At 64.2% G+C, this 22919-nt stretch carries 18 protein-coding genes and 1 pseudogene; 12 read left to right on the plus strand and 7 right to left on the minus strand.

All coding sequences use genetic code 11. The features are described 5' to 3' along the window. The first annotated feature begins 154 nt into the window (after positions 1-154). The gene (locus AB0L63_RS31860) at positions 155-1189 is read left to right on the plus strand and encodes a CobW family GTP-binding protein (RefSeq protein ID WP_364508601.1); all 1035 of its coding nucleotides are present in this window, start codon (positions 155-157) and stop codon (positions 1187-1189) included. A 202-nt stretch (positions 1190-1391) separates the two neighbouring features. Further along, positions 1392-1583, plus strand: a complete 192-nt coding sequence (locus AB0L63_RS31865; RefSeq protein ID WP_364508603.1) for a hypothetical protein — start codon at positions 1392-1394, stop codon at positions 1581-1583. Positions 1584-1700: 117 nt separating this feature from the next. Here the strand turns inward: AB0L63_RS31865 and AB0L63_RS31870 are convergent, their stop codons facing one another. From AB0L63_RS31870 to glp, 3 genes are read right to left on the minus strand one after another with little or no spacing between them, the layout of a single operon-like run. Beyond that, positions 1701-2138 (minus strand): molybdenum cofactor biosynthesis protein MoaE, encoded by a 438-nt coding sequence (locus AB0L63_RS31870; RefSeq protein WP_364508605.1) that lies wholly within the window; start codon positions 2136-2138, stop codon positions 1701-1703. Next, a complete protein-coding gene (moaCB, locus tag AB0L63_RS31875) occupies positions 2125-3168 on the minus strand; it encodes a bifunctional molybdenum cofactor biosynthesis protein MoaC/MoaB (RefSeq protein WP_364508608.1) in 1044 nt (347 codons plus the stop codon). The genes AB0L63_RS31870 and moaCB overlap by 14 nt, the downstream gene beginning before the upstream one ends. Continuing rightward, complete coding sequence (gene glp / locus AB0L63_RS31880; RefSeq protein ID WP_364508611.1) at positions 3165-4433, minus strand: gephyrin-like molybdotransferase Glp; 1269 nt, start codon at positions 4431-4433, stop codon at positions 3165-3167. The genes moaCB and glp overlap by 4 nt, the downstream gene beginning before the upstream one ends. Positions 4434-4574: 141 nt before the next feature. Here glp and moaA point away from each other — a divergent pair, with 141 nt between their 5' ends. Together moaA and AB0L63_RS31890 are read left to right on the plus strand one after the other, a co-directional pair. Beyond that, positions 4575-5633 (plus strand): GTP 3',8-cyclase MoaA, encoded by a 1059-nt coding sequence (gene moaA, locus AB0L63_RS31885; RefSeq protein WP_364508614.1) that lies wholly within the window; start codon positions 4575-4577, stop codon positions 5631-5633. Next, positions 5626-5868 carry a MoaD/ThiS family protein gene (locus AB0L63_RS31890; protein ID WP_364508617.1) on the plus strand — a complete coding sequence of 81 codons (243 nt, stop codon included), beginning with the start codon at positions 5626-5628 and terminating at the stop codon, positions 5866-5868. The genes moaA and AB0L63_RS31890 overlap by 8 nt, the downstream gene beginning before the upstream one ends. A 99-nt stretch (positions 5869-5967) precedes the next feature. Here the strand turns inward: AB0L63_RS31890 and nadE are convergent, their stop codons facing one another. Beyond that, positions 5968-6834, minus strand: coding sequence for an ammonia-dependent NAD(+) synthetase (gene nadE / locus AB0L63_RS31895; RefSeq protein WP_364508620.1), 867 nt, complete (start codon positions 6832-6834; stop codon positions 5968-5970). A gap of 6 nt (positions 6835-6840) precedes the next feature. Further along, entirely contained in the window at positions 6841-7467 is a 627-nt protein-coding gene (locus AB0L63_RS31900; protein ID WP_364508670.1) for a helix-turn-helix domain-containing protein, read from the minus strand. 129 nt (positions 7468-7596) lie between these two features. On the opposite strand from AB0L63_RS31900, the gene AB0L63_RS31905 reads away from it, so the two are divergent. The 6 genes and pseudogenes from AB0L63_RS31905 (at position 7597) to eccCb (ending at position 16300) form a co-directional block, all read left to right on the plus strand. After that, the gene (locus AB0L63_RS31905) at positions 7597-8163 is read left to right on the plus strand and encodes an NAD(P)H-dependent oxidoreductase (RefSeq protein WP_364508623.1); all 567 of its coding nucleotides are present in this window, start codon (positions 7597-7599) and stop codon (positions 8161-8163) included. 425 nt (positions 8164-8588) lie between these two features. Beyond that, entirely contained in the window at positions 8589-8822 is a 234-nt protein-coding gene (locus AB0L63_RS31910; RefSeq protein WP_040693941.1) for a redoxin NrdH, read from the plus strand. A gap of 48 nt (positions 8823-8870) precedes the next feature. Beyond that, positions 8871-9332 (plus strand): class Ib ribonucleoside-diphosphate reductase assembly flavoprotein NrdI, encoded by a 462-nt coding sequence (gene nrdI, locus AB0L63_RS31915; protein WP_364508627.1) that lies wholly within the window; start codon positions 8871-8873, stop codon positions 9330-9332. A gap of 38 nt (positions 9333-9370) precedes the next feature. Continuing rightward, positions 9371-11476: pseudogene (gene nrdE, locus AB0L63_RS31920) on the plus strand (class 1b ribonucleoside-diphosphate reductase subunit alpha); the annotation flags it as partial. Between the two features lie 119 nt (positions 11477-11595). Further along, entirely contained in the window at positions 11596-11967 is a 372-nt protein-coding gene (locus tag AB0L63_RS31925) for a hypothetical protein (protein ID WP_364508630.1), read from the plus strand. Next, entirely contained in the window at positions 11960-16300 is a 4341-nt protein-coding gene (gene eccCb / locus AB0L63_RS31930; protein WP_364508633.1) for a type VII secretion protein EccCb, read from the plus strand. Before AB0L63_RS31925 ends, eccCb begins: the two co-directional genes overlap by 8 nt. Positions 16301-16502: 202 nt before the next feature. On the opposite strand, the gene AB0L63_RS31935 is transcribed toward eccCb, so the two are convergent. Further along, entirely contained in the window at positions 16503-17495 is a 993-nt protein-coding gene (locus tag AB0L63_RS31935; protein WP_364508673.1) for an LLM class F420-dependent oxidoreductase, read from the minus strand. A gap of 462 nt (positions 17496-17957) precedes the next feature. Here AB0L63_RS31935 and mgtE point away from each other — a divergent pair, with 462 nt between their 5' ends. After that, on the plus strand, positions 17958-19322 hold the full coding sequence (gene mgtE / locus AB0L63_RS31940; protein ID WP_364508636.1) for a magnesium transporter: 1365 nt from the start codon (positions 17958-17960) through the stop codon (positions 19320-19322). A gap of 64 nt (positions 19323-19386) precedes the next feature. Here mgtE and nrdF read toward each other — a convergent pair whose 3' ends face one another. Then, positions 19387-20349 (minus strand): class 1b ribonucleoside-diphosphate reductase subunit beta, encoded by a 963-nt coding sequence (nrdF, locus tag AB0L63_RS31945; RefSeq protein ID WP_364508639.1) that lies wholly within the window; start codon positions 20347-20349, stop codon positions 19387-19389. 425 nt (positions 20350-20774) lie between these two features. On the opposite strand from nrdF, the gene AB0L63_RS31950 reads away from it, so the two are divergent. Continuing rightward, entirely contained in the window at positions 20775-22895 is a 2121-nt protein-coding gene (locus AB0L63_RS31950; protein WP_364508641.1) for an MMPL family transporter, read from the plus strand. Positions 22896-22919: the final 24 nt, after the last annotated feature.

Raw genomic sequence — 22919 nt, forward strand, 5'->3', positions numbered from 1 at the left:
ACGGTTTCGGCCCGCAATCGTGACGGTGGCGGCGCGACACTGTCGATGACGCTACCCACCGGTTCACAGCGCTGAACTGCCTGCGCCTGACCGCGGACGGCACGCGAACACGCCGCGCCCGCGCGGCCAACAACACAGCCAATAGACTCAGCCGGTGGCCCCGCGGATTCCTGTTCTGATTGTTGCCGGGTTTCTGGGATCCGGGAAGACGACGTTGCTCAATCATCTGCTGCGCAACAATCGGGGCACGCGGATCGGGGTGGTGGTCAACGACTTCGGGGCCATAAATATCGATTCCATGCTGGTGGCCGGACAGGTCGACGCGATGGTCTCCCTGGGCAACGGGTGCGTCTGCTGTGCGGTGGATGTCGGCGAACTCGATGACCTGTTCAGCAGGCTCGCGCAGCCGCGCGCCAAGATCGACGTGATCGTGGTCGAGGCCAGTGGGCTGGCCGAACCACGCAATCTGATTCGGATGGTGGTGGGCAGCGAGAATCCGCGCATCCGCTACGGCGGTTTGGTCGAGGTGGTCGACGCCGAGCAGTTTCCGGATAGTCGCGAGCGTCATCCCGAACTCGCCACTCATCTGCGGCTGGCGGATCTGGTGGTGCTCAACAAGGCCGATCGGGTGGTGCCGGAACGGCTGGCCGGATTGCGGCAGGAGATTACCGACCTGATCGGGCAGGTGCCGGTGTACGCGACCACCCGTGGCCGCATCGACCTCGGCCTGCTCTTCGACGAGCCGCTGCGGGAAATCCCGCGCGTCGCCGAACAATTGAGCTTCGACGAACTGCTGCACGACCACGACCACGACGACCATGCCGAGCACCGTCATCTGCACGACTACTACACCAGCGTGTCCTTCACCAGCGACAGGGAATTGGATCCGCGCCGCTTGGTCGAATTCCTCGAGGATCCGCCGCCCGGCCTGTTCCGCGCCAAGGGATTCGCCGCCTTCGGGGTTGCGGCCGAACGCCGGAAGTTCGTGCTGCATATGGTCGGTCGCCACATTGCCTTCGAACCGGACTCCTGGTCGCGCGGCGAATCTCGCACGACCCAATTGGTGCTGATCGGCGCGGGGTTGCCCACCGACGCTGCACTGGCGCGGCTGCACGACACCGTGCACAATGCCGCCGAACCGCTGGATGAGCAGGCTATGCTCGGCATCTGGCGCTACACCCGACACTGACGCCTCGAAACGTTGGCGCGTTCTGCTCGAAACTGGCGGGTTCGGTACTTGGCACGGCGACCGAGCGCGCGGACATAGAAATGACACATGGCCCGCAGTGCGCGGCATGTGCGCAACGGGGCGAATCTGGCGCGTGCGGTGTCGGTTCGGCCCAAGAACCGTGATCGACCGTATTTGTCTCTACGACCGATTGGAGAGTTCCGTGTCAGAGACCTGGGAGAGTGCCACCGCGTACGTGGTCGCCGCGCTGGAGGCCAAGGGCACCGCGACCCGTGACGATTTCGACGTACCCGCCATCGTCGCCGCATCCCGAGACATCGCCGACAGCTGGGATTTTCGCGCCATCGAGGATGCGACCTTCTGGCGGATCGCGGCGACCTTCCTGAGGGTCTGACCGGACCCGGCGGGACGGGGTGCGGTGCGTGGGGATGCGGCGGATGGCCGGTGCCTGCCGCCGCATCCGCCACCCGCAGCGGAATGACCGGTTCGCGGATTCACCGGCAATGGGCCGCTACCCGCAGGCGTTCACCCATTCCGACAACCCGTCGGCGAAGAGTTGGCGCTTCCAGATCGGAACTTCGTGTTTGATCCGATCCACCAATTCCGCACAGGTGCTGAAGGCTGCGCTGCGGTGCGGCGCGGCGACCGCGACGACGATCGCCAGATCACCGACGGCCAGCTGCCCGATCCGGTGCACGGCCGCGACCGGGAGTCCGGATTGCTCGGCCAGTTCGGTGCAGCAATGTCGCAGAAACCGCTCGGCTTCCGGATGCGCCGAATATTCCAGAGCGGAAACCGCTTGTCCGCCATCGTGATTGCGCACCTTGCCGGTGAAGACCACGACGGCGCCGTGCTCCGGCCCGGTCACTGCCGCCTCGACCACCGCCGGATCCAGCGGCTGCTCGCTGATACCGGCCAGGCATACGGTCGCGAATTCACTTGTTGCCATGGTTGCCGCCTCCGGCTACTTGCGCGAGTAGATGATCCAGCAGCGGCTCGAGCACCGCCATACCGTCTTTGACCCCACCGGGGGAGCCGGGCAGATTCACCACCACCGATCGGCCCGCCAGTCCGGCCACACCGCGACTGAGCGCTGCTAGCGGGAATTTCGCGGTGCCGCGCTGCCGAATCGCCTCGGCGACGCCGGGCAATTCACGATCCAGTACCGCGAGCGTCGCCTCGGGTGTCGCATCGGTGGGCGAGGCGCCGGTGCCGCCGGTACTGATCACCAGCGACGGTTCGAACCGCAGGGCATCGGCCAAGCCGATATCGATCTCGGCGTCGGCGTAGATCAGCGGGCCGCGTACCGAGAAGCCGAGTCTGCCAAGCCAATCCGCGAGTACCGGACCGGTCGTGTCCACGCGGGTGCCGACCGCTGCGCCGGTGGAGGCGACCAGCACGACGGCGGTGCGCTCATCGGCATCCGAGATCGGCTCTGGCACATTGTCTTCCGCGGTGGGCTCCGGTGGTTCGTCGGCGAGCGTGGGAATGTCCACGGGTTCCTGCTCCGCAGGCCGCTCCCAATGTCCGTGCTTGCCACCTTTTTTGGTAAGCAGCCGCACGCCGTTGAGCGTCGCGGCCGGGTCGACCGCCTTGACCATATCGTGCAGGGTGAGTCCGGCGACCGCGACTGCGGTCAGTGCCTCCATCTCGACGCCGGTGGGGCCCTTGGTTTTCGCGCTCGCCTCGATCGTGATGGTGTCCTCGGTGAAGCCGAATTCGACCTTTACCGAGGACAGGGCCAGCTGATGGCACAGCGGAATGAGTTCCGAGGTCTTCTTCGCGCCCGCGATTCCGGCGATCCGCGCGGTCGAGAGCACATCGGCCTTCGGCATATCGTCGGCCCGGACCAGCGCGACCACCTCGGCGGTGGTCCGCAGCTCACCGGCCGCGACCGCGATCCGAGTGGTGTCGGACTTCGCGCTCACATCGACCATGCGCGCGCGACCTTCCCGGTCGACATGGGACAACTCACTCATAGCGACCACACTCGCACAGCTGCGCCGACCGCCAGCGAAGTGACCTCTGCGGGCACATCGATCAATACATCCGCCCAGGCCATGCCCGCGATGAGATGCGAACCGGGTCCGGAGGTGACCTCGACGGCGATCGGCCTGCGAGGCAATCCGGGCGACGCGGCGTCGTCGCGCACCAACTGTCCGCGCAGGAATTGGCGCCGTCCCCTCGGCGAGCGCACCGCATTGCGCAGTGGCACCTCGTAGCTCTCCACTTCGGGCAGGCCCGCGATACGGCGTAGCATGGGCCGCGCGAATATTTCGAAGGACACCATGGTGCTCACCGGATTTCCGGGAAAACTCAGCACCGGAACGCCATCGAGAAGGGTAAGTCCTTGCGGCCCACCAGGTTGCACCGCGACCGAGCCGAATTCGCCGCCCAGCGGTTGTAATACGTCCTTGACCACCTCGAAGTCGCCCTTGGATACCCCGCCGGAGGTAAAGACGATATCGGCGGATTTCGTTGCGACGGAAAGCAGTGCGCGGAACTTCGCCGGATCGTCGGTACTGTGCTCCACCGACACCACGTCGACACCGTTGGCGCTGAGCGCGGCGGCGAGGGCGATACCGTTGGAGTTGTAGATCTGGCCGGGGCGCAATGCTGTTCCAGCGGTAACCAATTCGTCACCGGTGGTGATGACCGCCGCCCGAATCGGTTGGAATACTGGCACATTCGGCAGACCGACCGCTGCAAGTGCGGCAATGTGGCGGGGCGCCAGCGTGGTGCCCGCGCGGGCCAGCAGATCGCCTGAGCGCACATCGGTACCCGGTTCGCGTACGAACTCACCCGCGGTGCGTCCCCGCTCGATGGTCACCGCCGCGTCATCGCTGTGCACATCCTCTACCGGCACCACACAATCGGCGCCGGGCGGAATCGGCGCACCGGTCATCACCTTCATCGCGGCGCCACGCGGCAATGGCGTCTGTCCGGCCGCGCCCGCCGCGACCACACCGACCAGCGGCAACGTCACAGGAGTGACCACCACCGATTCGGCGCGCACCGCGTATCCGTCCATCGCGGAGTTGCGGAACACCGGCAGGTCGACCGGCGCGTGAATATCGTCGGCCAGCTGTCGGCCCAGCGCGGCGGGCACCGCGACGGATTCGACTGCGCGGGCGGCCAGCGGGCGCAGCAGCGCCTCGATGGTGTCCCGGTGAGCGTCGACGGACCGGGCGGTGGCGGGCGGGCTGGGTCGGTGGCCACCGGAGGTGTCGGCACGCGAGGTCATACGGTCAGCCTAATCGCCGAGCGGTAGCGGGTTCGCTTGTCGTATCGCACGAACGCTCGCCCGCTGAACTCGGAGTTTGTGAGCTCGCCGATGGTGCGGTCCGCCCATGGGCACAGCGCGCGGAGCGGTCATAATGGACTTGTGACGCTGGTCGAGATGGGGATTCCCGCTGTGCGGTCCAAGCCGCCCTCGCTCGCTGGACGGCCCGACACGCCGTATCTGGTTGATCGATTCGGGCGCACCGCACGCGATCTGCGCATATCGATCACCGAAAAGTGTTCGCTGCGATGTACCTACTGCATGCCCGCGGAGGGCCTGCCCGCCATCCCGCAGGACGAACTGCTGACGGTCGAGGAGATTGTGCGGCTCGTCGCACTCGCGGTGCGGGAATTGGGGGTGCGCGAGGTCAGGTTCACCGGCGGTGAGCCGCTGCTGCGCCGCGAGCTGGAGCGGATCATCGCGGGCTGCCACGAACGGGTGCCCGGGGTTCCGCTGTCCATGACGACCAATGGTGTCGGACTCGCCCATCGGGCCCACGGTCTCGCGGCCGCCGGCCTGAGCCGGTTGAACATCTCGCTGGATACGGTGGATCGGCTCGGCTTCGCCCGCTTGACCCGCCGTGACCGGCTCGACTCGGTCTTCGCGGGCATCCGCGCGGCCAGGGACGCCGGGCTGGCGCCGATCAAGATCAATGCCGTGCTGATGCGCGACACCCTCGCCGGTGCGCCGGATCTGCTGCGCTGGTGTCTGGACGAGGGCTGTGAACTGCGGTTCATCGAGGAGATGCCGCTGGACGCCGATCACGAATGGGCCCGCGCCAATATGGTGACCGCGGCCGAGTTGCTCGCCGTGCTCGGTACCCGGTTCGCACTGACCGAGGTCGGACGGTCGGATCCCGCTGCCCCGGCGGAGAAATGGCTCATCGACGGCGGCCCGCCCACGGTCGGCATCATCGCGACGGTGACCCGCAAGTTCTGCGATGCCTGCGACCGGACCCGGCTCACCGCCGACGGCATGCTGCGGTCGTGCTTGTTCAGCGATCAGGAATTCGATGTGCGCCAAGCGCTGCGCACAGGTGCCGATGACGATGAGATCGCCACCATCTGGCGCGGCGCCATGTGGAACAAATGGGCGGGACACGGGATTGATGCCGAGGATTTCGTCCCGCCGGAACGCACGATGGGAGCCATCGGTGGTTGAGATCCGCTACTTCGCCGCGATTGCCGACGCCATCGGCAAGGACCGGGAAATTCTGGACTTCCCGGCCCATGCCACCGTCGCCGACCTGCGCACCACCCTCGCTGAGTCATACGGTCCCGACCTCGACAAGATGCTCGCTGTCTGCGCCTACCTCGTCGGCGATGAACTCACCCGCGACCCGTCGGTCGCGCTCACGCCGCGCGTCGACGTCCTCCCACCCTTCGCGGGCGGCTGACGCCGCGCACGGCGTCAGGGGTGCTGGTCCGGCGGGTCAGCAGCTGCGCCAATGCAGTTCGCCGGACCGGATCAGAAGTCGCGTCGAGAGCCGAAGTAGTCAGCGCCACCAGGTGTCGAACGGCGTGACGGGGACGGTGCGCTTGTGGCGGGTGTTCAGGAATATCGTCTCGAGCTTCTGGGCGACCTCGGCCGTGACGTCATTGCCCTCCAGATAGTCATCGATCTCGCTGTAGCGCAGGCCGAGCGCCTCCTCATCGGGCAGCGCCGGGCGGTCGTCCTCGAGATCGGCGGTCGGCACCTTGGACCAGATACTCGACGGTGCGCCGAGTTCTTGCAGCAGTGCCGCGCCTTGGCGTTTGGTGAGGCCGGTCAGCGGGGTGATGTCGACGCCGCCGTCACCGAATTTGGTGAAGAAGCCGGTGACCGCCTCGGCCGCGTGATCGGTGCCGACGACGAGCATATTTTCCTGACCGGCGATGGCGTACTGGGTCACCATACGTTCGCGGGCCTTGATATTGCCGCGGACGAAGTCGCGCAGCTTGTCGACGCGCGGTTGGATGGCAGTCGGCGGAGCCGACGGGGTGGGTGAGCTCAGCGCCGAGGCCACCTCGGCGGCAACGGCATTGGCACTGGGGCGAATGTTCACCACCACCGAGCGGTCGGGCTGGATGAACCGCAGCGCGATCCTGGCATCGGCCTCATCGGCCTGCACACCGTAGGGCAGGCGCACCGCGATGAAGGCGGCATCCGCACCGTCGGCACGCAGTTCCTCGACGGCGAGCTGGCAGAGTCGTCCGGTCAACGCGCTGTCCTGACCACCGCTGATGCCGAGTACGAAACCCCGTGCCGGACTTGCGCTCAGATAGTCCTTGAGAAAATCGACCCGCCGCCGCACTTCGACCTTCGGTTCGATATTCGATTGGACGCCCAACTCGGCGATGATCTGTTCACGCAGGTTCCCCATGACGCATCACTCTACTGGCCGGGCTTGGATGGCAACCCGCCGAACGAATGCCTCCCAGTTATCGCCGATCCGACAGCGGTCATAGCCGAGTTCATGCATCTGATGCATCACCAATGCGGCGCCGAGCAGGCCGAGCAGACCATCGGCGATCAGCACGACGTCGCCGTCGACCCGAGCTTGGCGCAGCAGCATCGTCACGTGCGCGCGGAGCAGGCCGTAGGGCGGTCCGGTATAGCGGTCGCTCGCCTCGCCGACTTCCGCGGCGCGATGCAGTTCGCCCGCGACCTCGATATCGAGTAGCCGGGCCCGGCCGAAGGCGACCAGTCGTTCTACCGCCGCCGCGCCCGGCCCCAGCGGCGGCGGCCCGAACATGAACTCTTCCTGGAACTTTCGTTCGGCATGGTCCAAGAGCGCGCGCAACAGCCCCGACCTGCTGCCGAATCGTCGGAAGACGGTGCCCTTGCCGACCCCGGCCCGCTTGGCGAGTGCGTCCATCGTCAGGCTGTCCACACCGTGTTCGCGCACGATATCCTGCGCCGCGTCCAGGAGTAGCTGGCGGTTGCGTGCGGCATCGGCGCGTTCGTGATTTCTGGGCACGGGCGCGCCGATGCCGACCAGCGGCAGCTCGGGCATCATTCCGTCTGACATGGATGTGCTGTAGCTCACAAGCCTCTCGCCGTTTCTTCGGGAATGGAATCGGACCGCGGTCCGGTTGGTGTAGTCAGAAGTTCGGACACCACATCCAGTACACCAGGAGTCGTCATGAGTCAGACCCGCATCCTTACTCTTGTTGGCAGCCTTCGTGCCGCATCGATCAACCGCAGGCTCGCCGAGGCCGCGGTGCAGGCCGCACCGGAGGGTGTCGAGATCGCCATCTACGAGGGCCTCGCCGATATCCCCTTCTATAACGAGGATCTCGACGTGCCCGGCTCCGTGCCCGCCGCCGCGCAGGCGCTGCGGGACGCCGTCGCCGCATCCGGCGGCCTGCTCCTGGTGACACCCGAATACAACGGCAGCATCCCCGCCGTGCTGAAGAACGCCATCGACTGGGTTTCGCGCCCGTACGGTAGCGGCGCGCTCAAGGATCGGCCGGTCGCGGTGGTCAGCGGTTCGATCAGCCTGAATGCGGCCAAGTGGGCGCACGGCGATGTGGTCAAAGCGCTCGGCGTCGCGGGCGCCCGGGTTGTCGAGAACGCCCACCTGCATTTCGCCGGATTCGGCGAGCGGTTCGCCGAGTCGCATCCGCGCGAGGATGCCGAGGCGCTGACGCAGCTCGGCGCGACCGTGCGCGAACTGGTGCAGGCGACCGGCGAACTGGTGTCCGCCTAAGCGCCGAGTCTCGCCAGCAGGGCCGCCCCCGGCTCCATCCATGGAGTTCCGGGGGCGGCCCTTTTCGTTCGCCGAAAGAAGTTTGCTGGAAGGCCGCTACGGTAGGAAATTGTGATCTGCGCCACTGTCGTGTCAGGTTGCGAATCGAGCGTCCAGGGACTTACGCCTCGGGAATTTCATCTCTGTGACTCGCAACATGTCGTGTTGTATGAATCTGTCGGCCACTAGGTGTAGTGTCTTCGGTACTGGAAGACGGAGTGAGATCAGCTTCCGCGGCAAGCGGCTGAGCAGCGATTTCAGGAACCGATCCAGGAGTTTGCGCAGCGTACGTCGGATCAAGCGCCGGTAGCGACTGCTTGCAGGTCGCTCGACGATCAGCATACGGATCACAGGCTATGGATCAGGCATAGGAGAGAGGGACATCAATGACCATCACCGTGTACACCAAGCCCGCTTGCGTCCAGTGCAATGCCACCTACAAGGCGCTCGACAAGGCTGGGGTGGACTACGAAGTCATCGACATCTCCGAGAACGACGAGGCGCGTGATTACGTCATGGCGCTGGGCTACCTGCAGGCGCCGGTCGTCGTCGCCGGTGAGGACCACTGGTCCGGCTTCCGGCCCGACCGCATCAAGTCGCTCGCGACCGTGGCGGCCTGATCGCATCCAGCTTTCCGGTGTATCCGATGGAAAGGGGAGGAGGTAGCCATGTCAACAGGGACAGCACTGGTCTACTTCTCCAGCGCCTCGGAGAATACGCACCGCTTCGTCGAGAAGCTGGGACTCCCGGCGACTCGCATACCACTGCACACCGCTGACTCGCTGCGCGTAGACGAACCATACGTGCTGATCGTCCCCACCTACGGGGGCGGTCGGCACGTACTGGGGGGAAATAGATCCGATAAGGATTTCGTGCCGCGGCAGGTCGCCAAGTTCCTCAACGATCCGCACAATCGCGCGTTGCTGCGCGGTGTCGTGGCGGCGGGAAACACGAACTTCGGCGATACGTATTGCTATGCGGGCGAGGTGATCTCGCGTAAGTGCGGGGTGCCCTACCTATATCGCTTCGAACTCATGGGAACCGCTGAGGACGTCGAGCGCGTCCGAGAGGGATTGGGATTGTTTTGGCAACAGCAACGACAGCGCCGACCGGCAAAACGGCTCGCTTAGAGCAGGCCCCGGTCCGTACCGCCGAGACGGGCGAGGTCATGGACTACCACGCCCTCAACGCGATGCTGAACCTGTACGGTGCTGACGGCAAGATCCAGTTCGACAAGGACCGCGAGGCCGCGCACCAGTACTTCCGGCAGCACGTCAACCAGAACACCGTCTTCTTCCACAATCTCGACGAGAAGCTGGACTATCTGGTCGAAGAGAACTATTACGAGGCAGAGGTTCTCGAGCAGTACAACCGCGCGTTCATCAAGACGCTGTTCCAGCAGGCCTACGCCAAGAAGTTTCGGTTCCCCACCTTCCTCGGCGCGTTCAAGTACTACACCTCCTACACGCTGAAAACCTTCGACGGTAAGCGCTACCTGGAGCGATTCGAGGACCGGGTCTGCATGGTTGCGCTGACCCTTGCGGCGGGTGACGAGGTGCTCGCGGGCAAGCTGGTCGACGAGATCATCGACGGGCGCTTCCAACCCGCCACCCCGACCTTCCTGAACTCCGGCAAAAAGCAGCGCGGCGAGCCAGTGTCTTGTTTTTTGCTGCGCATCGAGGACAACATGGAGTCCATCGGGCGCTCGATCAACTCGGCGCTGCAGCTGTCCAAGCGCGGCGGCGGAGTTGCTCTGCTGCTCAGCAATATTCGTGAGCATGGTGCGCCGATCAAGAAGATCGAGAACCAGAGCTCGGGTGTCATCCCGATCATGAAGCTGCTCGAGGATTCGTTCTCCTACGCCAACCAGCTCGGTGCCCGGCAGGGTGCGGGCGCGGTGTATCTGCATGCGCACCACCCGGACATCTACCGGTTCCTGGATACCAAGCGGGAGAATGCGGACGAGAAGATCCGGATCAAGACACTGTCGTTGGGCGTGGTGATCCCGGACATCACCTTCGAACTGGCGAAGAAGAACGAGGATATGTACCTCTTCTCGCCGTACGACGTGGAGCGCATCTACGGCGTGCCGTTCGCCGATATCGATGTCACCGAGAAGTACCACGAGATGGTCGACGACAAGCGCATCCGCAAGTCGAAGATCAAGGCGCGCGAGTTCTTCCAGACCATTGCCGAGCTGCAGTTCGAATCCGGCTACCCGTACATCATGTTCGAGGACACGGTGAACCGGGCCAATCCGATCGCGGGCAAGATCACCCATTCGAATCTGTGCTCGGAGATCCTGCAGGTATCGACGCCGTCGCTGTTCAACGACGATCTGACCTATGCCAAGGTGGGCAAGGACATTTCGTGCAACCTCGGCTCGTTGAACATCGCCAAGACGATGGATTCACCCGACTTCGCGCGGACCATCGAGGTCGCGATCCGGGCGCTGACCGCGGTATCGGATCAGACGCATATCTACTCGGTGCCCTCGATCGAACAGGGCAACAACGAATCCCACGCGATCGGCCTCGGACAGATGAATCTGCACGGGTATCTCGCTCGGGAGCGGGTGCATTACGGGTCCGAAGAGGGCATCGACTTCACCAATATCTACTTCTATATCGTGGTGTACCACGCGATTCGGGCCTCGAATCTGATCGCGAAGGAGCGCGGCACGTACTTCGGTGGCTTCCCAGAATCCAAGTACGCCTCCGGTGAGTACTTCGACAAGTACACCGATCAGGTCTGGGAGCCGAGGACCGAAAGGGTCGCGCAGCTGTTCGCCGATGCGGGCGTGCACATTCCGACCCAGGATGATTGGCGTGAGCTGAAGACCTCGGTCATGGCGCACGGCATTTACAACCAGAACCTGCAGGCCGTCCCGCCGACCGGCTCGATCTCCTACATCAACCACTCCACCAGTTCGATCCACCCGGTGGCGTCGAAGATCGAGATTCGCAAAGAAGGCAAGATCGGCCGCGTCTACTACCCGGCCCCCTATCTCACCAACGACAACCTCGAGTTCTACGAGGACGCCTACGAAATCGGCTACGAGAAGATCATCGATACCTACGCCGCGGCCACCCAGCACGTGGACCAGGGCCTGTCGCTGACCCTCTTCTTCAAGGACACCGCAACCACCCGCGATCTCAACCGCGCCCAGATCTACGCTTGGCGCAAGGGCATCAAAACCCTCTACTACATCCGTCTGCGCCAAATGGCCTTGGAGGGAACCGAAGTCGAGGGTTGCGTCTCCTGCATGCTGTAGTCGCTGTCCGAAAGGGGCGGCCTCTGTTGCGAGGCCGCCCCTTTCGGCTTTTCAGTCGGATATCTGGCTAGAGTTATCGGACCACCGTGCGGGTGAGTCGACAGGAGGGGCGACCGACCATGGCCGATGTTTTGCTGGTGATCAATTCCGGCGGTCGACGAGATGCCGAGTGGCTCGACGAACTGACCGATGAGCTACAGGCCGATCTGCGCGAGATCAAAGGTCTCGTGGTGCGACATGCGACGGCGGCCGCGGGCGATGGGATGAAATCCGGGGCGCTGGAGCACGTCGGCCAGCTGGTGGCCTCCGGCGGTGCGATCGGCACCATGGCGTGGGCGATACGGGACATCGTGATCAGATTCCTCGACCGCACCAGGGCTCGTTCTGTCACGGTGCGAAATGGCGATCGGGAGGTCACCATCGCCAGGCCGAGCGACGGTCAGGTCGACAAGATCGTCGATCAGCTGCGCGATCTACTCGACGATGAGTAGTCCGACTGGGCGTCGGTTGGCGCTGTTCGTCGCCAACGACACCTACCACTTCGCGGGCCTGCCTCGGCTCTATGCGCCGGTCACCGATGCCGATCAGTTACGAGAGTTGCTGCGCGATCCGGAGATCGGTGGTTTCCGGCCGACCGAGCTATTGATCAACGAGTCCAAGGCCGAGATAGAACGCAGCATCGAGCGGTTGTTCCGCGGGGCCGAGCCGGAGGATGTCATCCTCTTCTACTTCTCCGGGCACGGCCTGCGAACCAGGCAGAACCTGTATCTGGCGACCAGCAACACCGACCCACAGCTGATCAGCAGTACGGCGGTGTCCTCGACCTTCATCCGGGAGTTGATCAGGGAATCGGCCGCGGCGGCGAAGATCATTCTGCTCGACTGCTGTTACAGCGGCGCGTTCCTCGGCCCGGATGTGGTCAAGTCCGCGCCGAATATCGACGATATCGGCCGTGAACTCTCCGCGGGAGACGGTATTTGCGTGCTGACCGCGTCCAGCGCGATCGAGACCGCCGAGGACGGACGGGCGAGTGCGGATCAGTCCGCGCCGCTGTCGGTCTTCACCTCGGCGTTGGTGAAGGGCATCGGTACGGGCCTCGCCGATAGCGGCAGCGGACTTATCGGCGCGCACGATCTGTGGACCTATGTCAGCGCCGATGTGCGCAGCCGCACGAGCAGGCAGACCCCGAATCACTACGGGGTATTCAAGGACGAGGTGTACATCGCCCGGGTCCGACGGAAGTATTCCAGCGTCCTCGAAGCAGGCGATCGAGTCCAACTCGGTGAACTGCTCGGTCGCCTCGAAAACGATCCGGTGGTGGGTCTTCGCGCCGAGAACTGGTGGGGGACTGGAAGACTGAAGGTGCCGATTGGTCAGGAGCGGCGAGCGGAGGGGGCCGAGGGGGAGACGGTCTGGCTGGATCTGGCGGGGACTGATGGGAACCTGCTCGTCATCGGTCGCGCCGGAGCCGGGAAGAGCACACTGCTGCGTACGCTCGCCGGATCACTCGCGCTCACCCATACCCCGGACGAAGTGCAGATCTATGTGCTCGAGTCCAGTAACCGCTTGGGTTCGATGAGCGCACTGCCGCATTTCGCCGATGTGGCAAGCGATGACGAACCCGAGCAGGTGCTGATGCTACTGGAGAAGATCACCACCGAGATCCGCACGCGCAAGAAGCTCTACCGCGACAACAATATCGACTCGCCCGCCAGCTTGCGGGCCGCTCGGCCCTTGCTGACCGACGGGCCGGTCGCCGATGTCTTCCTGCTGATCGACCGGTGGGGTGACTTCCGGGAGCACATCGCCGAACTCGACAGCAGGATCAGACAAGTGGCGAGCGCGGGCCCGGAGTACGGCGTGCATGTGGTCGCGACGGCTCGCGACTGGACCGAAATACCGGACTGGCTGGCCGATCTGCTGCCCGCGCATATCGAACTGCGGCTGCACCGACCGCTGGAGTCGCGGCTCAATCCGGAGCGCGCGGCACGTCTGCCGCAGGGGCCGGGGTGGGCGCTATACGGGCAGCGGCCTTTTCGCGTCGCCATGCCGGATCTGCGTGCGTTGCAATCGGATTCGATGAGCATTGTGGAGATGACCGATGGCGCGGGCGAATTGGTGAGCCGGGTAGTCGGAGCATCGTCCGCGGCGCGAGGTCCGCAGGTGCGGCGTTCGCCATTCGAAGGTGAGGTCGATTTCGCCGAACTGTTCGGGCTGGATGCGAACGACCGGGTCGATCTCGATGTCGCATGGCGGCGGAGGAAGGGGCTCGAGCGGCTGCGAGTTGCGATCGGTGTAACACCTACGGGTGAAACCGTTGAGCTGGATCTGAAGCAAGCCGCAGAGGCGGGTATGGGGCCACACGGCCTGGTGGTCGGTGCCACGGGATCGGGCAAATCGACGTTCCTACGGAATATTGTCGCGGGTCTGGCGCTGAACCACCCGCCCGATGCGCTCAACTTCCTGTTGGTCTCTGGCAAGGGTGGTGTCGCATTCGACGGATTTGCCGGGCTGCCGCATGTTTCGGCGATCGTCCCCGATCTGGAGGCCGATCTTCCGCTGGTCGATCGACTTGCCCAGTCGATCGCGGGGGAGGCCAACCGGCGAATGGAGTTGCTGCGGTCGACGGGAAACTTCGCGAACATCGACGATTACGAGTCAGCGCGTGCCGCGGGCGTTCAACTCGATCCCCTGCCTGCATTGCTCATTATCGTGGATGAGTTCATCGAACTCCTTTCCCGGCGACCGGCATTCGCGGACGCGTTGGCCATGATCGGACGACTCGGTCGATCGTTGGGGTTGCATCTGTTGCTGGCGACGCAACGATTGGACGGAAACCGGATCGGTGGGCTCGAGGCGTATCTGGCCTATCGGATCGCGTTGAAGACGTTTTCAGCCAATGAATCGCGTGCGGTACTCGGCGTGCCGGATGCATATCACCTGCCGAGCACACCTGGGCACGGCTATCTGAGATATGAGCACACCGAGTTGGTTCGCTTCCGATCCGCTTACGTCTCGCGACCCGAGCGGAGTGCATCTGGAAACGATGCCGGAGCGGCGGTCCAGCGGACCCTGCTCGAGGCATTGGTGGCGCAACTACAGGCGGGTGCACTACCTGCGCATCCGGTGTGGTTGCCACCGTTGACCGTGTCGAGGACGATCGACATGCTGATATCACCGCTGAGCTCATCGGAGTGGTCGCAGGCACCGATCGGCGTCATCGACGATCCTTACTACCAGCGTCAAGATGTGCTGACGATGATGCCGACGACGGGTGGTCGAGGAAATATCACAGTGGTGGGCGGCCGAAAGTCCGGCAAGTCCAGCGCGTTGGCGACCATGGTTCTGTCGATCGCGGCGACGTGTCCACCGGAGGCGGTTCAGTTCTACATACTCGACTTCGGTGGTGGATTGTTGGCGGACTTCGCCGGCATGCCGCATGTGGGCTCGGTCGCGGACAGGTCGGATCCGGATCGAGTGCGGCGCACCGTGGCCGAGTTGACGGCATTGCTGCGTCAGCGTTCGGTGCAGTTCGAAATGGAGATCAACGGACCGGCGCCGGGAACCCCTAGTTGGCGGTTGGCGGCCCTTGTTCGGTCCGACACACGCCGTGATGCGGATCCCTGGCGTGCGGATCGGTTCGGCCAGGTATTCCTCGTCGTCGACGGCTGGCGAGAATTGTTGCGGCAGTTCGAATCGCTGGACAGCGACCTGTATGCCCTTGCTGTGCAGGGCAGCCAGTTCGGTATCCATGTGATTATCTCGGTAACCGGATGGCAGCATCTTCGGCCCGCGATCCGGGAGCGATCCGGACTGCGAGTGGAACTGCGGATCGACGATCCGAATGATTCCGAGCTCAGCAGGCAGGCCGCGGCCCTCGTGCCCGGACTGCCGGGTCGTGGACTGATTCTCCGACCGAATGGGGTCCTGCACATCATGATGGCGCTGCCGCGGCTGGACTCGAATAGCGATGTCGACACATTACCCGCTGGTGTCCAAGCCGCGGTGCGGCAGCTGAATCAGGAATATCCCGATCGCCATGCGCCGGAGATTCGCATGCTTCCGGGCCACATCGCGCGCACCGAAGTTCTCGGGGCCGCCGAGGCACTGGGAATCGAACCGAGTTGGAATCGCGTCGTTGTGGGTGTACGGGAATCCGATCTCGAGCCGTTGGTACTGGATTTTCATAGCCAGCCACACTTTGTGGCTTTCGCCGATGCCGAATCGGGTAAGACGACGCTGCTCCGGAATATCGTCGCGGGGTTGGCCGAGAACGTCACGCCACAGCAAGCCAAGATTGTGCTGATCGATTTTCGGCGGACGATGCTCGGTGCAGTCGAGGAGGGGTACCTTGCGGGTTACTCGGCCAGCTCGCAGACTGTGTCACAGTTGATTACCGACCTTGCCGAGCACCTCTCTCGCCGCGCCCCCGGGCCGGACGTCACGGCGCAGCAACTGCGTGAGCGCAATTGGTGGAGTGGACCCGAGATTTTCGTCATTGTCGACGACTACGACCTTGTGTCCACCAGTACGGGCAATCCGCTGCTACCGCTGGTCGAACATCTCCCGTTCGCAAGAGAACTCGGATTCCATCTGATCCTGGCCAGGCGCACCGGTGGCGCCGGACGCGCTTACTACGATCCGGTGATCAGCAGCTTGCGCGATATCGGTACCGAAGGATTGGTAATGAGCGGGTCACGCGAGGAGGGCAAGCTGATCGCTGATGTGCGAGCGTCGCCATTGCCACCGGGCCGAGGTGTGTTTGTGTCACGTTCCCGCGCACCGGAGTTGGTGCAGATCTGTCACATTCCGCCCGAAGACTGAGTGCGCTCGCACCTTGCCTATTTTTCAAGAAGCGGCTCAGCCGAAGAACTGGCGGGGAGTTACCACGGAGGTGCAGACGCCTGCGAACCAGTGTTTGATCGATCAATCGCCAGAGGCGAGTCGTATTCGACGAACATTGTGCCAGCAGTATGGTGCTGAAAGCGGCGGACGCCGTTGGGTGACCGCCGCTTCAGCGATGGTGTCAGCGCAGGGCGGGGGCTATTTCGCGCTCGAAAAGGTCGATTCCGCTGGTTTCGTAAGCGGATTCGGGGAAGTTGAAGATGGCGTAGGCGAGGCCGAGGTGGCCGACCGCGGACAGTCGCTCGATGATCTGTTCCGGGGTGCCGACGGCCGGGGAGGTGCGGAGCATGCCGTCGATGAAGGATTTGGCCTGGTCTTCGCTGATTACGGTGGCCAAACGGGCCTGCAGGGCCGAAAGGCGTTGCTCGACTTCGGCTTCGGTGGATCCGATGACGGCATTGAAGTTCGAGGAGCGCACGATGGCATCGAAATCGGTGCCGATATCGGCACAGTGCGCGCGCAGGATTTCGGATTTATGGGTGAATTCCTCGGGTGCGCCGCTGAAGTTGGTGTACTGGGCGTATTTTGCTGCGATTCGCAGCGTCTTCTTCTCGCCACCGCCCGCGACCCAGATCGGAATACCGCCCTCCTGCAAGGGGAGCGGCCGTACGATCGCCTCGCTGACCTGGTAGTACTTACCGTCCAGCGTAGCCTTGCCCGCGGTCCAGGCCTGTCGGAAGATCTGCACGCCCTCGTCGAGCCGCCCGAGCCGCTCACCTGCCGACGGGAATCCGTAACCGTAAGCGCGCCACTCGTGTTCGTACCAGCCGCCGCCGATGCCCATCTCGACCCGGCCGCCGGAGATCAGATCGATGGTCGCGGCGACCTTGGCCAGATACGCCGGGTTGCGGTAACTGATCGCGGTACACATCTGTCCCAACCGAATTCGCGATGTGGAGGCGGCGAACGCCGACATCAGCGTCCATGCCTCATGCGTCGCCTCCTCGGTCGGGACCGGCACGGTGTGGAAGTGGTCGTACACCCATAGCGACTCCCAGGTATCTCCGGCATCCGCCCGCTGGGCGAGATCGCGCATCACCCCCCACTGCGCCGCCGGGTCGATATCGACCAAATCCAGCCGCCACCCCTGTGGAATGAAGATGCCGAAGCGCACAGATCTCTCCTTCATGTGTTTTCACCGAACCCTATCCGCAACGATCCTCGCGGGCCTCCCGTGATCGGCGCAGAGTTCGGCTCGGCCTGCGTTGAATCACCTACCGATGGGGAAACCGCTGGCGCGGCGGGTGCGGGCCGGGATGTGGATCGGCTCATAGTCGAGCGAGATATCGCTGATCTTTATCTGACTCGAGTGTGAACACCGGCGTCGCCGCATGTATCCTTCGACCGGTAGCTGTGCGCTCTACCCGATCCGGGCGGTGCATTCGAGAAATCCGCAGTGTGACAGTCCTGCGGCGGCGTTGAGGAGGTGGGGTTACGATGCGCAGCGAACCTCCCAGTCGAAGGCCGCGCGGCGCCGCCCCTTCGTAAACCGTCCTGTAGTCGGTCCCGGGGTTGGTGCCCGCGGTGTGACTTCGTTTGATTCACTCGCTTACTCGCCCTGTGCCGAGGACCTCCCATGTTGCAGACCGATCTCATCGAAGCACGTCCGACGCTGTCCGCATCCCTGCAGGACATCGTGGATACCCATCGTGTCGACGCCGCGCTCGACTGGCTCGACAACCAGCAGCCGCATGTCATAGCGGACGAACTCGCACGCATGGACGCTGTCCAAGCGGGCGTTGCGTTCCGTCTGCTCGATAAGGATCTCGCGCTCGCGGTCTTCGAAGAGCTCGAACCGGTTGACCAGCAACAGATTCTGGAGGGTCTGCGCGATCAGAGCTTCCGCGATCTGGTCGAGGCCATGGATCCCGACGACCGTGCCAGGATGCTTCGCGAGGCGCCGGCCAAGGTCGCCAAGAAGGTGCTGGCCGGACTGAGCGCGCGCGAACGCCGGATGACCGCCGCATTGCTCGGTTATCCGGAGGGTTCGGTCGGGGTGTATATGACGCCGGAAGTCGTTGCGCTGCCGCGCAATCTGAGCGTGCCGGACGCATTGCAGACGGTGCGGATCAAGGGCATCAATGCTGAAACGGTGTACACGCTGCCCGTCGTCGACGCCGGTCGCCGCGTGACCGGCATTGTCGAATTGCGTGAGCTGGTATTGAGCCGTTCCGACACCATGGTGTCGGATCTGGTCGTCACCGAACCGACATTCGTGCGCGCGACCGATTCCGCCGAGAAGGCGGCGCGGTTGATGCGCGAAACCAATGTCATCAACCTGCCGGTGGTCGACAGCGAGGACCGGCTGGTCGGCCTGCTCACCATCGATGACGCCGTCGAGGTCATTGAGGCCGCCGACAGTGAGGACGTCGCCAAGCAGGCGGGTTCCGCGCCGTGGGAGGGCCACTACATGGCCGCCAAGGTATTCCAGCTGGCCCGCTACCGCGCGCTGTGGTTGCTGCTGTTGCTGTTCGCGGCCACGCTGACGGTCAGCGTCACCGATTTCTTCGAGGGCACCCTGCAGCAGGCGACGCACCTGGCGTTGTTCATTCCGCTGCTCATCGGCGCGGGCGGGAACGCGGGTGCCCAGGCTGCGACCGCCTGTGTGCGTGCACTCGCCGTCGGCGAGGTGCGCGGCTCCGACCTGTTCAAAGTAATCTGGCGCGAATGCCGCGTCGGCCTGGTCCTCGGCACCATGCTGGCCACCGCGGGCGTCGCCATCGGCGCGCTGTTCGTCGACCCCGGGACCGCCTTGGTTGTCGGCGTCACCCTGATCATCATCTGCGGCTGGGCCGCGACCATCGGCGGCACCATGCCATTGCTCGCCAGGCGATTGCGCATCGATCCGGCGGTCGTCTCGGCCCCGATGGTCACCACCCTGGTCGACGCCACCGGCCTCATCATCTACTTCACCACCGCCAAACTGGTTCTCGGCATCTGAGGCGAAGACCAGAAATCCGGCTCGGTCGCGGACCGAGCCGGATTTCCTTGTGGGCGTGGAGGTGTCAGAACTCCCAGTCTTCGTCTTCGGTATTGACGGCCTTGCCGATGACGTAGCTGGAGCCGGAGCCGGAGAAGAAGTCGTGGTTCTCGTCGGCATTGGGGGACAGTGCCGAGAGGATGGCCGGATTGACGTCGGTTTCGTCCTTGGGGAACAGGCCCTCGTAGCCGAGGTTCATCAGCGCCTTGTTGGCGTTGTAGCGCAGGAACTTCTTGACATCCTCGGTGAGGCCGACCTCGTCGTAGAGATCCTGGGTGTATTCGACCTCGTTGTCGTAGAGCTCGAACAGCAGCTCGAAGGTGTAGTTCTTGAGGTCGTCGCGTTCGGCCTGCCCGAGCAGTTCCAGACCCTTCTGGTACTTGTAGCCGATGTAGTAGCCGTGCACCGCCTCGTCACGGATGATCAAACGGATCAGGTCGGCGGTATTGGTGAGCTTGGCCCGCGAGGACCAGTACATCGGCAGGTAGAAGCCGGAGTAGAACAGGAAGCTCTCCAGCAGTGTGGAGGCCACCTTGCGCTTGAGCGGATCGTCGCCGCGGTAGTACTCCAGCACGATCTCGGCCTTGCGCTGCAGGTTTCGGTTCTCCTCCGACCAGCGGAACGCGTCGTCGATCTCGCGGGTGGAGCACAGGGTGGAGAAGATCGAGCTGTAGCTCTTGGCGTGTACCGACTCCATGAACGCGATATTGGTGAGCACCGCCTCCTCGTGCGGTGTCACGGCGTCCGGGATCAGGCTCACCGCGCCGACCGTGCCCTGGATCGTGTCCAGCAGTGTCAGGCCGGTGAAGACCCGCATGGTCAACTGCTTCTCGTCGGCGGTGAGGGTGTTCCACGACGGGATGTCGTTGGACACCGGGACCTTCTCGGGCAGCCAGAAGTTGCCGGTCAGGCGATCCCAGACCTCGGCATCTTTCTCGTCGGGCACCCGATTCCAATTGATGGCCGACACCCGATCGATCAGTTTCATCCTGCTTCCACACCCTTCCCGAGCACACTGCTGCCGCGGAATTGCTACACCCTGGACACTACTCCTTGGGGGTGACAAGTCCGTGCAGCACAACACCTTGTGTCGCAGCGGTGTCTTTCGTGATGGCGCAGGTGCGCCGGTGACCACCGCATGCGGCACCCATTGTGCGGCACGCATCGCGAAATCCGCGCATCGATGCCGACGCTGTCATTGCGGTCGCCCGCAGTTTGCGGACCGATCGGTCGCGGGCCCGGTGCGTGGTTCCGGTGTCGGTGCCGAGATTGCTGCGATTGCCGGGCGACAACCGATGGTGCGCCGGGCCCGGTCGGCGGCACCGAAGTGGGGGCAGCGTCACATTTTCACTCGCGGATGTCGGAGCCCGGCAGTAGCATCGGTCGGACTGTGGCAGCGACCGAGAGGGCCCGATGTCCGCACCGACCGATCCGGAAATGTCCGATCTGCTCGGCCGACTCTCGCGTGTGCCGAGTGGTCGCCGCAGCAAATGGGTCGTGCTCGGTGTCTGGATCATCGCCTTGCTGGCACTGGGCGCCTTCGCCGGAAAACTCACCGGCGCACAGCAGAACGACAATGTCACCTGGCTGCCGGACAGTGCCGAATCCACCCAGGCATTCAAGCTGGCCGAGAAATTCGGCAATAGCGATCAGGTTCCGGTGGTGCTGGTGTACGAGCGCCGCGACGGGATCACCGCCGCCGATCGACTCGCGGTCGGCGCCGACGCCAATCGGTTCCGGCAGGTCGAACACGTGGTGTCCGATAAGGTGCTCGGCCCGATCCAGTCCGGCGACGGTCAGGCGCTCCAGATTCTGGTGCCGATCTCGATGGGATCCGAGGGCTGGAACCGCCTGACGAATGTGGTCGATGCGATCAATGACGCGGCCGGGGACCGACCCGACGGATTATCCTTCTATGCCACCGGACCGGCCGGGTACGCGGCCGAATTCGGCAAGGTGTTCCAGAGCATCGACGGTCTGCTGCTCTACTCGGCCGCCGCGGTCGTCATCGTCATTCTGCTGATCACATATGGCCCGATGCTGTGGGTGTTGCCGCTGGTCGCCGTCGCTTTCGCGCTGGTGATATCGCAGGCCGCGGTATTCGGGGCGACCAAGGTGGGGCTGACCGTCAACGCGCAGAGCCAGGCCGTTCTCACGGTCCTGGTCTTCGGTGCGGGCACCGACTACGCGCTGCTGCTGGTTGCGCGCTATCGCGAGGAACTGCGCCGCCATGCCGATAAACACGAGGCGATGGCGGTCGCGTTGCATCGTGCCGGACCGGCGGTGCTGGCCAGCGGTTCCACGGTAATCGTTTCGATGTTGGCGCTGCTGGTAGCGGAATTGAACTCCACCAAGGGCACCGGGCCGGTCTGCGCCATCGGCATTGCGGTGGCGCTGCTGGCGATGTTGACGCTGCTGCCCGCGTTGCTGGTGATCGTCGGACGGTGGATCTTCTGGCCGCGGCATCCGAATTTCGGCACTGTCAACGAGACCGATTCCGGCATGTGGGCGCGCGTCGGCTTCGCTATCGCCCGGCGACCGCGCACCGTCTGGATCGGCACCGCGCTGGCGCTCGGCGCACTCGCGCTCGGTGCCGGCGGACTGGAGGCCGAGGGCATCGCGAATAAGGACGCCTTCGTCGGCTCATCGGCCGCGGTCACCGGAACCGAGGTGCTGGAAAGGCATTTCGAGGCGGGCACCGGTCAGCCGGTAATGGTCGTCGCCGCATCCGCTCGCGTCGATGCGGTCGCCACCGCCGTGAAATCGACATCCGGAATTACCGCGCCGTCGCGACCGGTCGTCAAGGGTGATCAGGCCTATATGGAGGGCATGCTGACGGATCCGCCGGACAGTCGGGCCGCCGAGGCCACCATCGACCGAGTGCGCGCGGCAGTGCACGTGGTGGATCCATCGGCCAGGGTCGGCGGGCAGACAGCCGTCGTGCTGGACATCAAACGCGCTGTGGCACATGACAATCGGGTCATTGTGCCGGTGGTGCTCGCCATTGTGATGGTGATCCTGATGGTGCTGCTGCGCGCGGTGGCCGCGCCGCTGCTGCTCACGGCGACGGTGGTGCTGTCCTATTTCGCCGCGCTCGGACTGAGCCGTTGGATCTTCGATCTGGCTGGTTTCCAGGGGGCCGACGCCGGACTGCCGCTGCTGACCTTCGTCTTCCTGGTCGCACTCGGCATCGACTACAACATCTTCCTGATGTCGCGGGTGCACGAGGAGGCGATCAAACATCGCACGAAGGCCGGCGCGCTCATCGGTCTGGCCGCGACGGGCGGCGTGATCACCTCGGCCGGGCTTGTCCTGGCGGGCACATTCGCGGTATTCGCGACCATGCCGTTCGTCGCCTTCGCCGAATTGGGCATTGTCATCGCGGTCGGCGTACTGCTGGATACCGTGATCGTGCGTTCGATCCTGGTCACCGCCCTGACGCTGGATATCGGCGACCGGATCTGGTGGCCGAGTGCGCTGGCCCGGCCGCGTCCGGCGGCGGAACGTGAGCCGCAGGTCAGTCTCAGCAAGTGACCCGCCGCCGCGCTGCCGCATTTC

Source organism: Nocardia sp. NPDC051990 (assembly GCF_040680755.1).
Taxonomy (GTDB): domain Bacteria; phylum Actinomycetota; class Actinomycetes; order Mycobacteriales; family Mycobacteriaceae; genus Nocardia.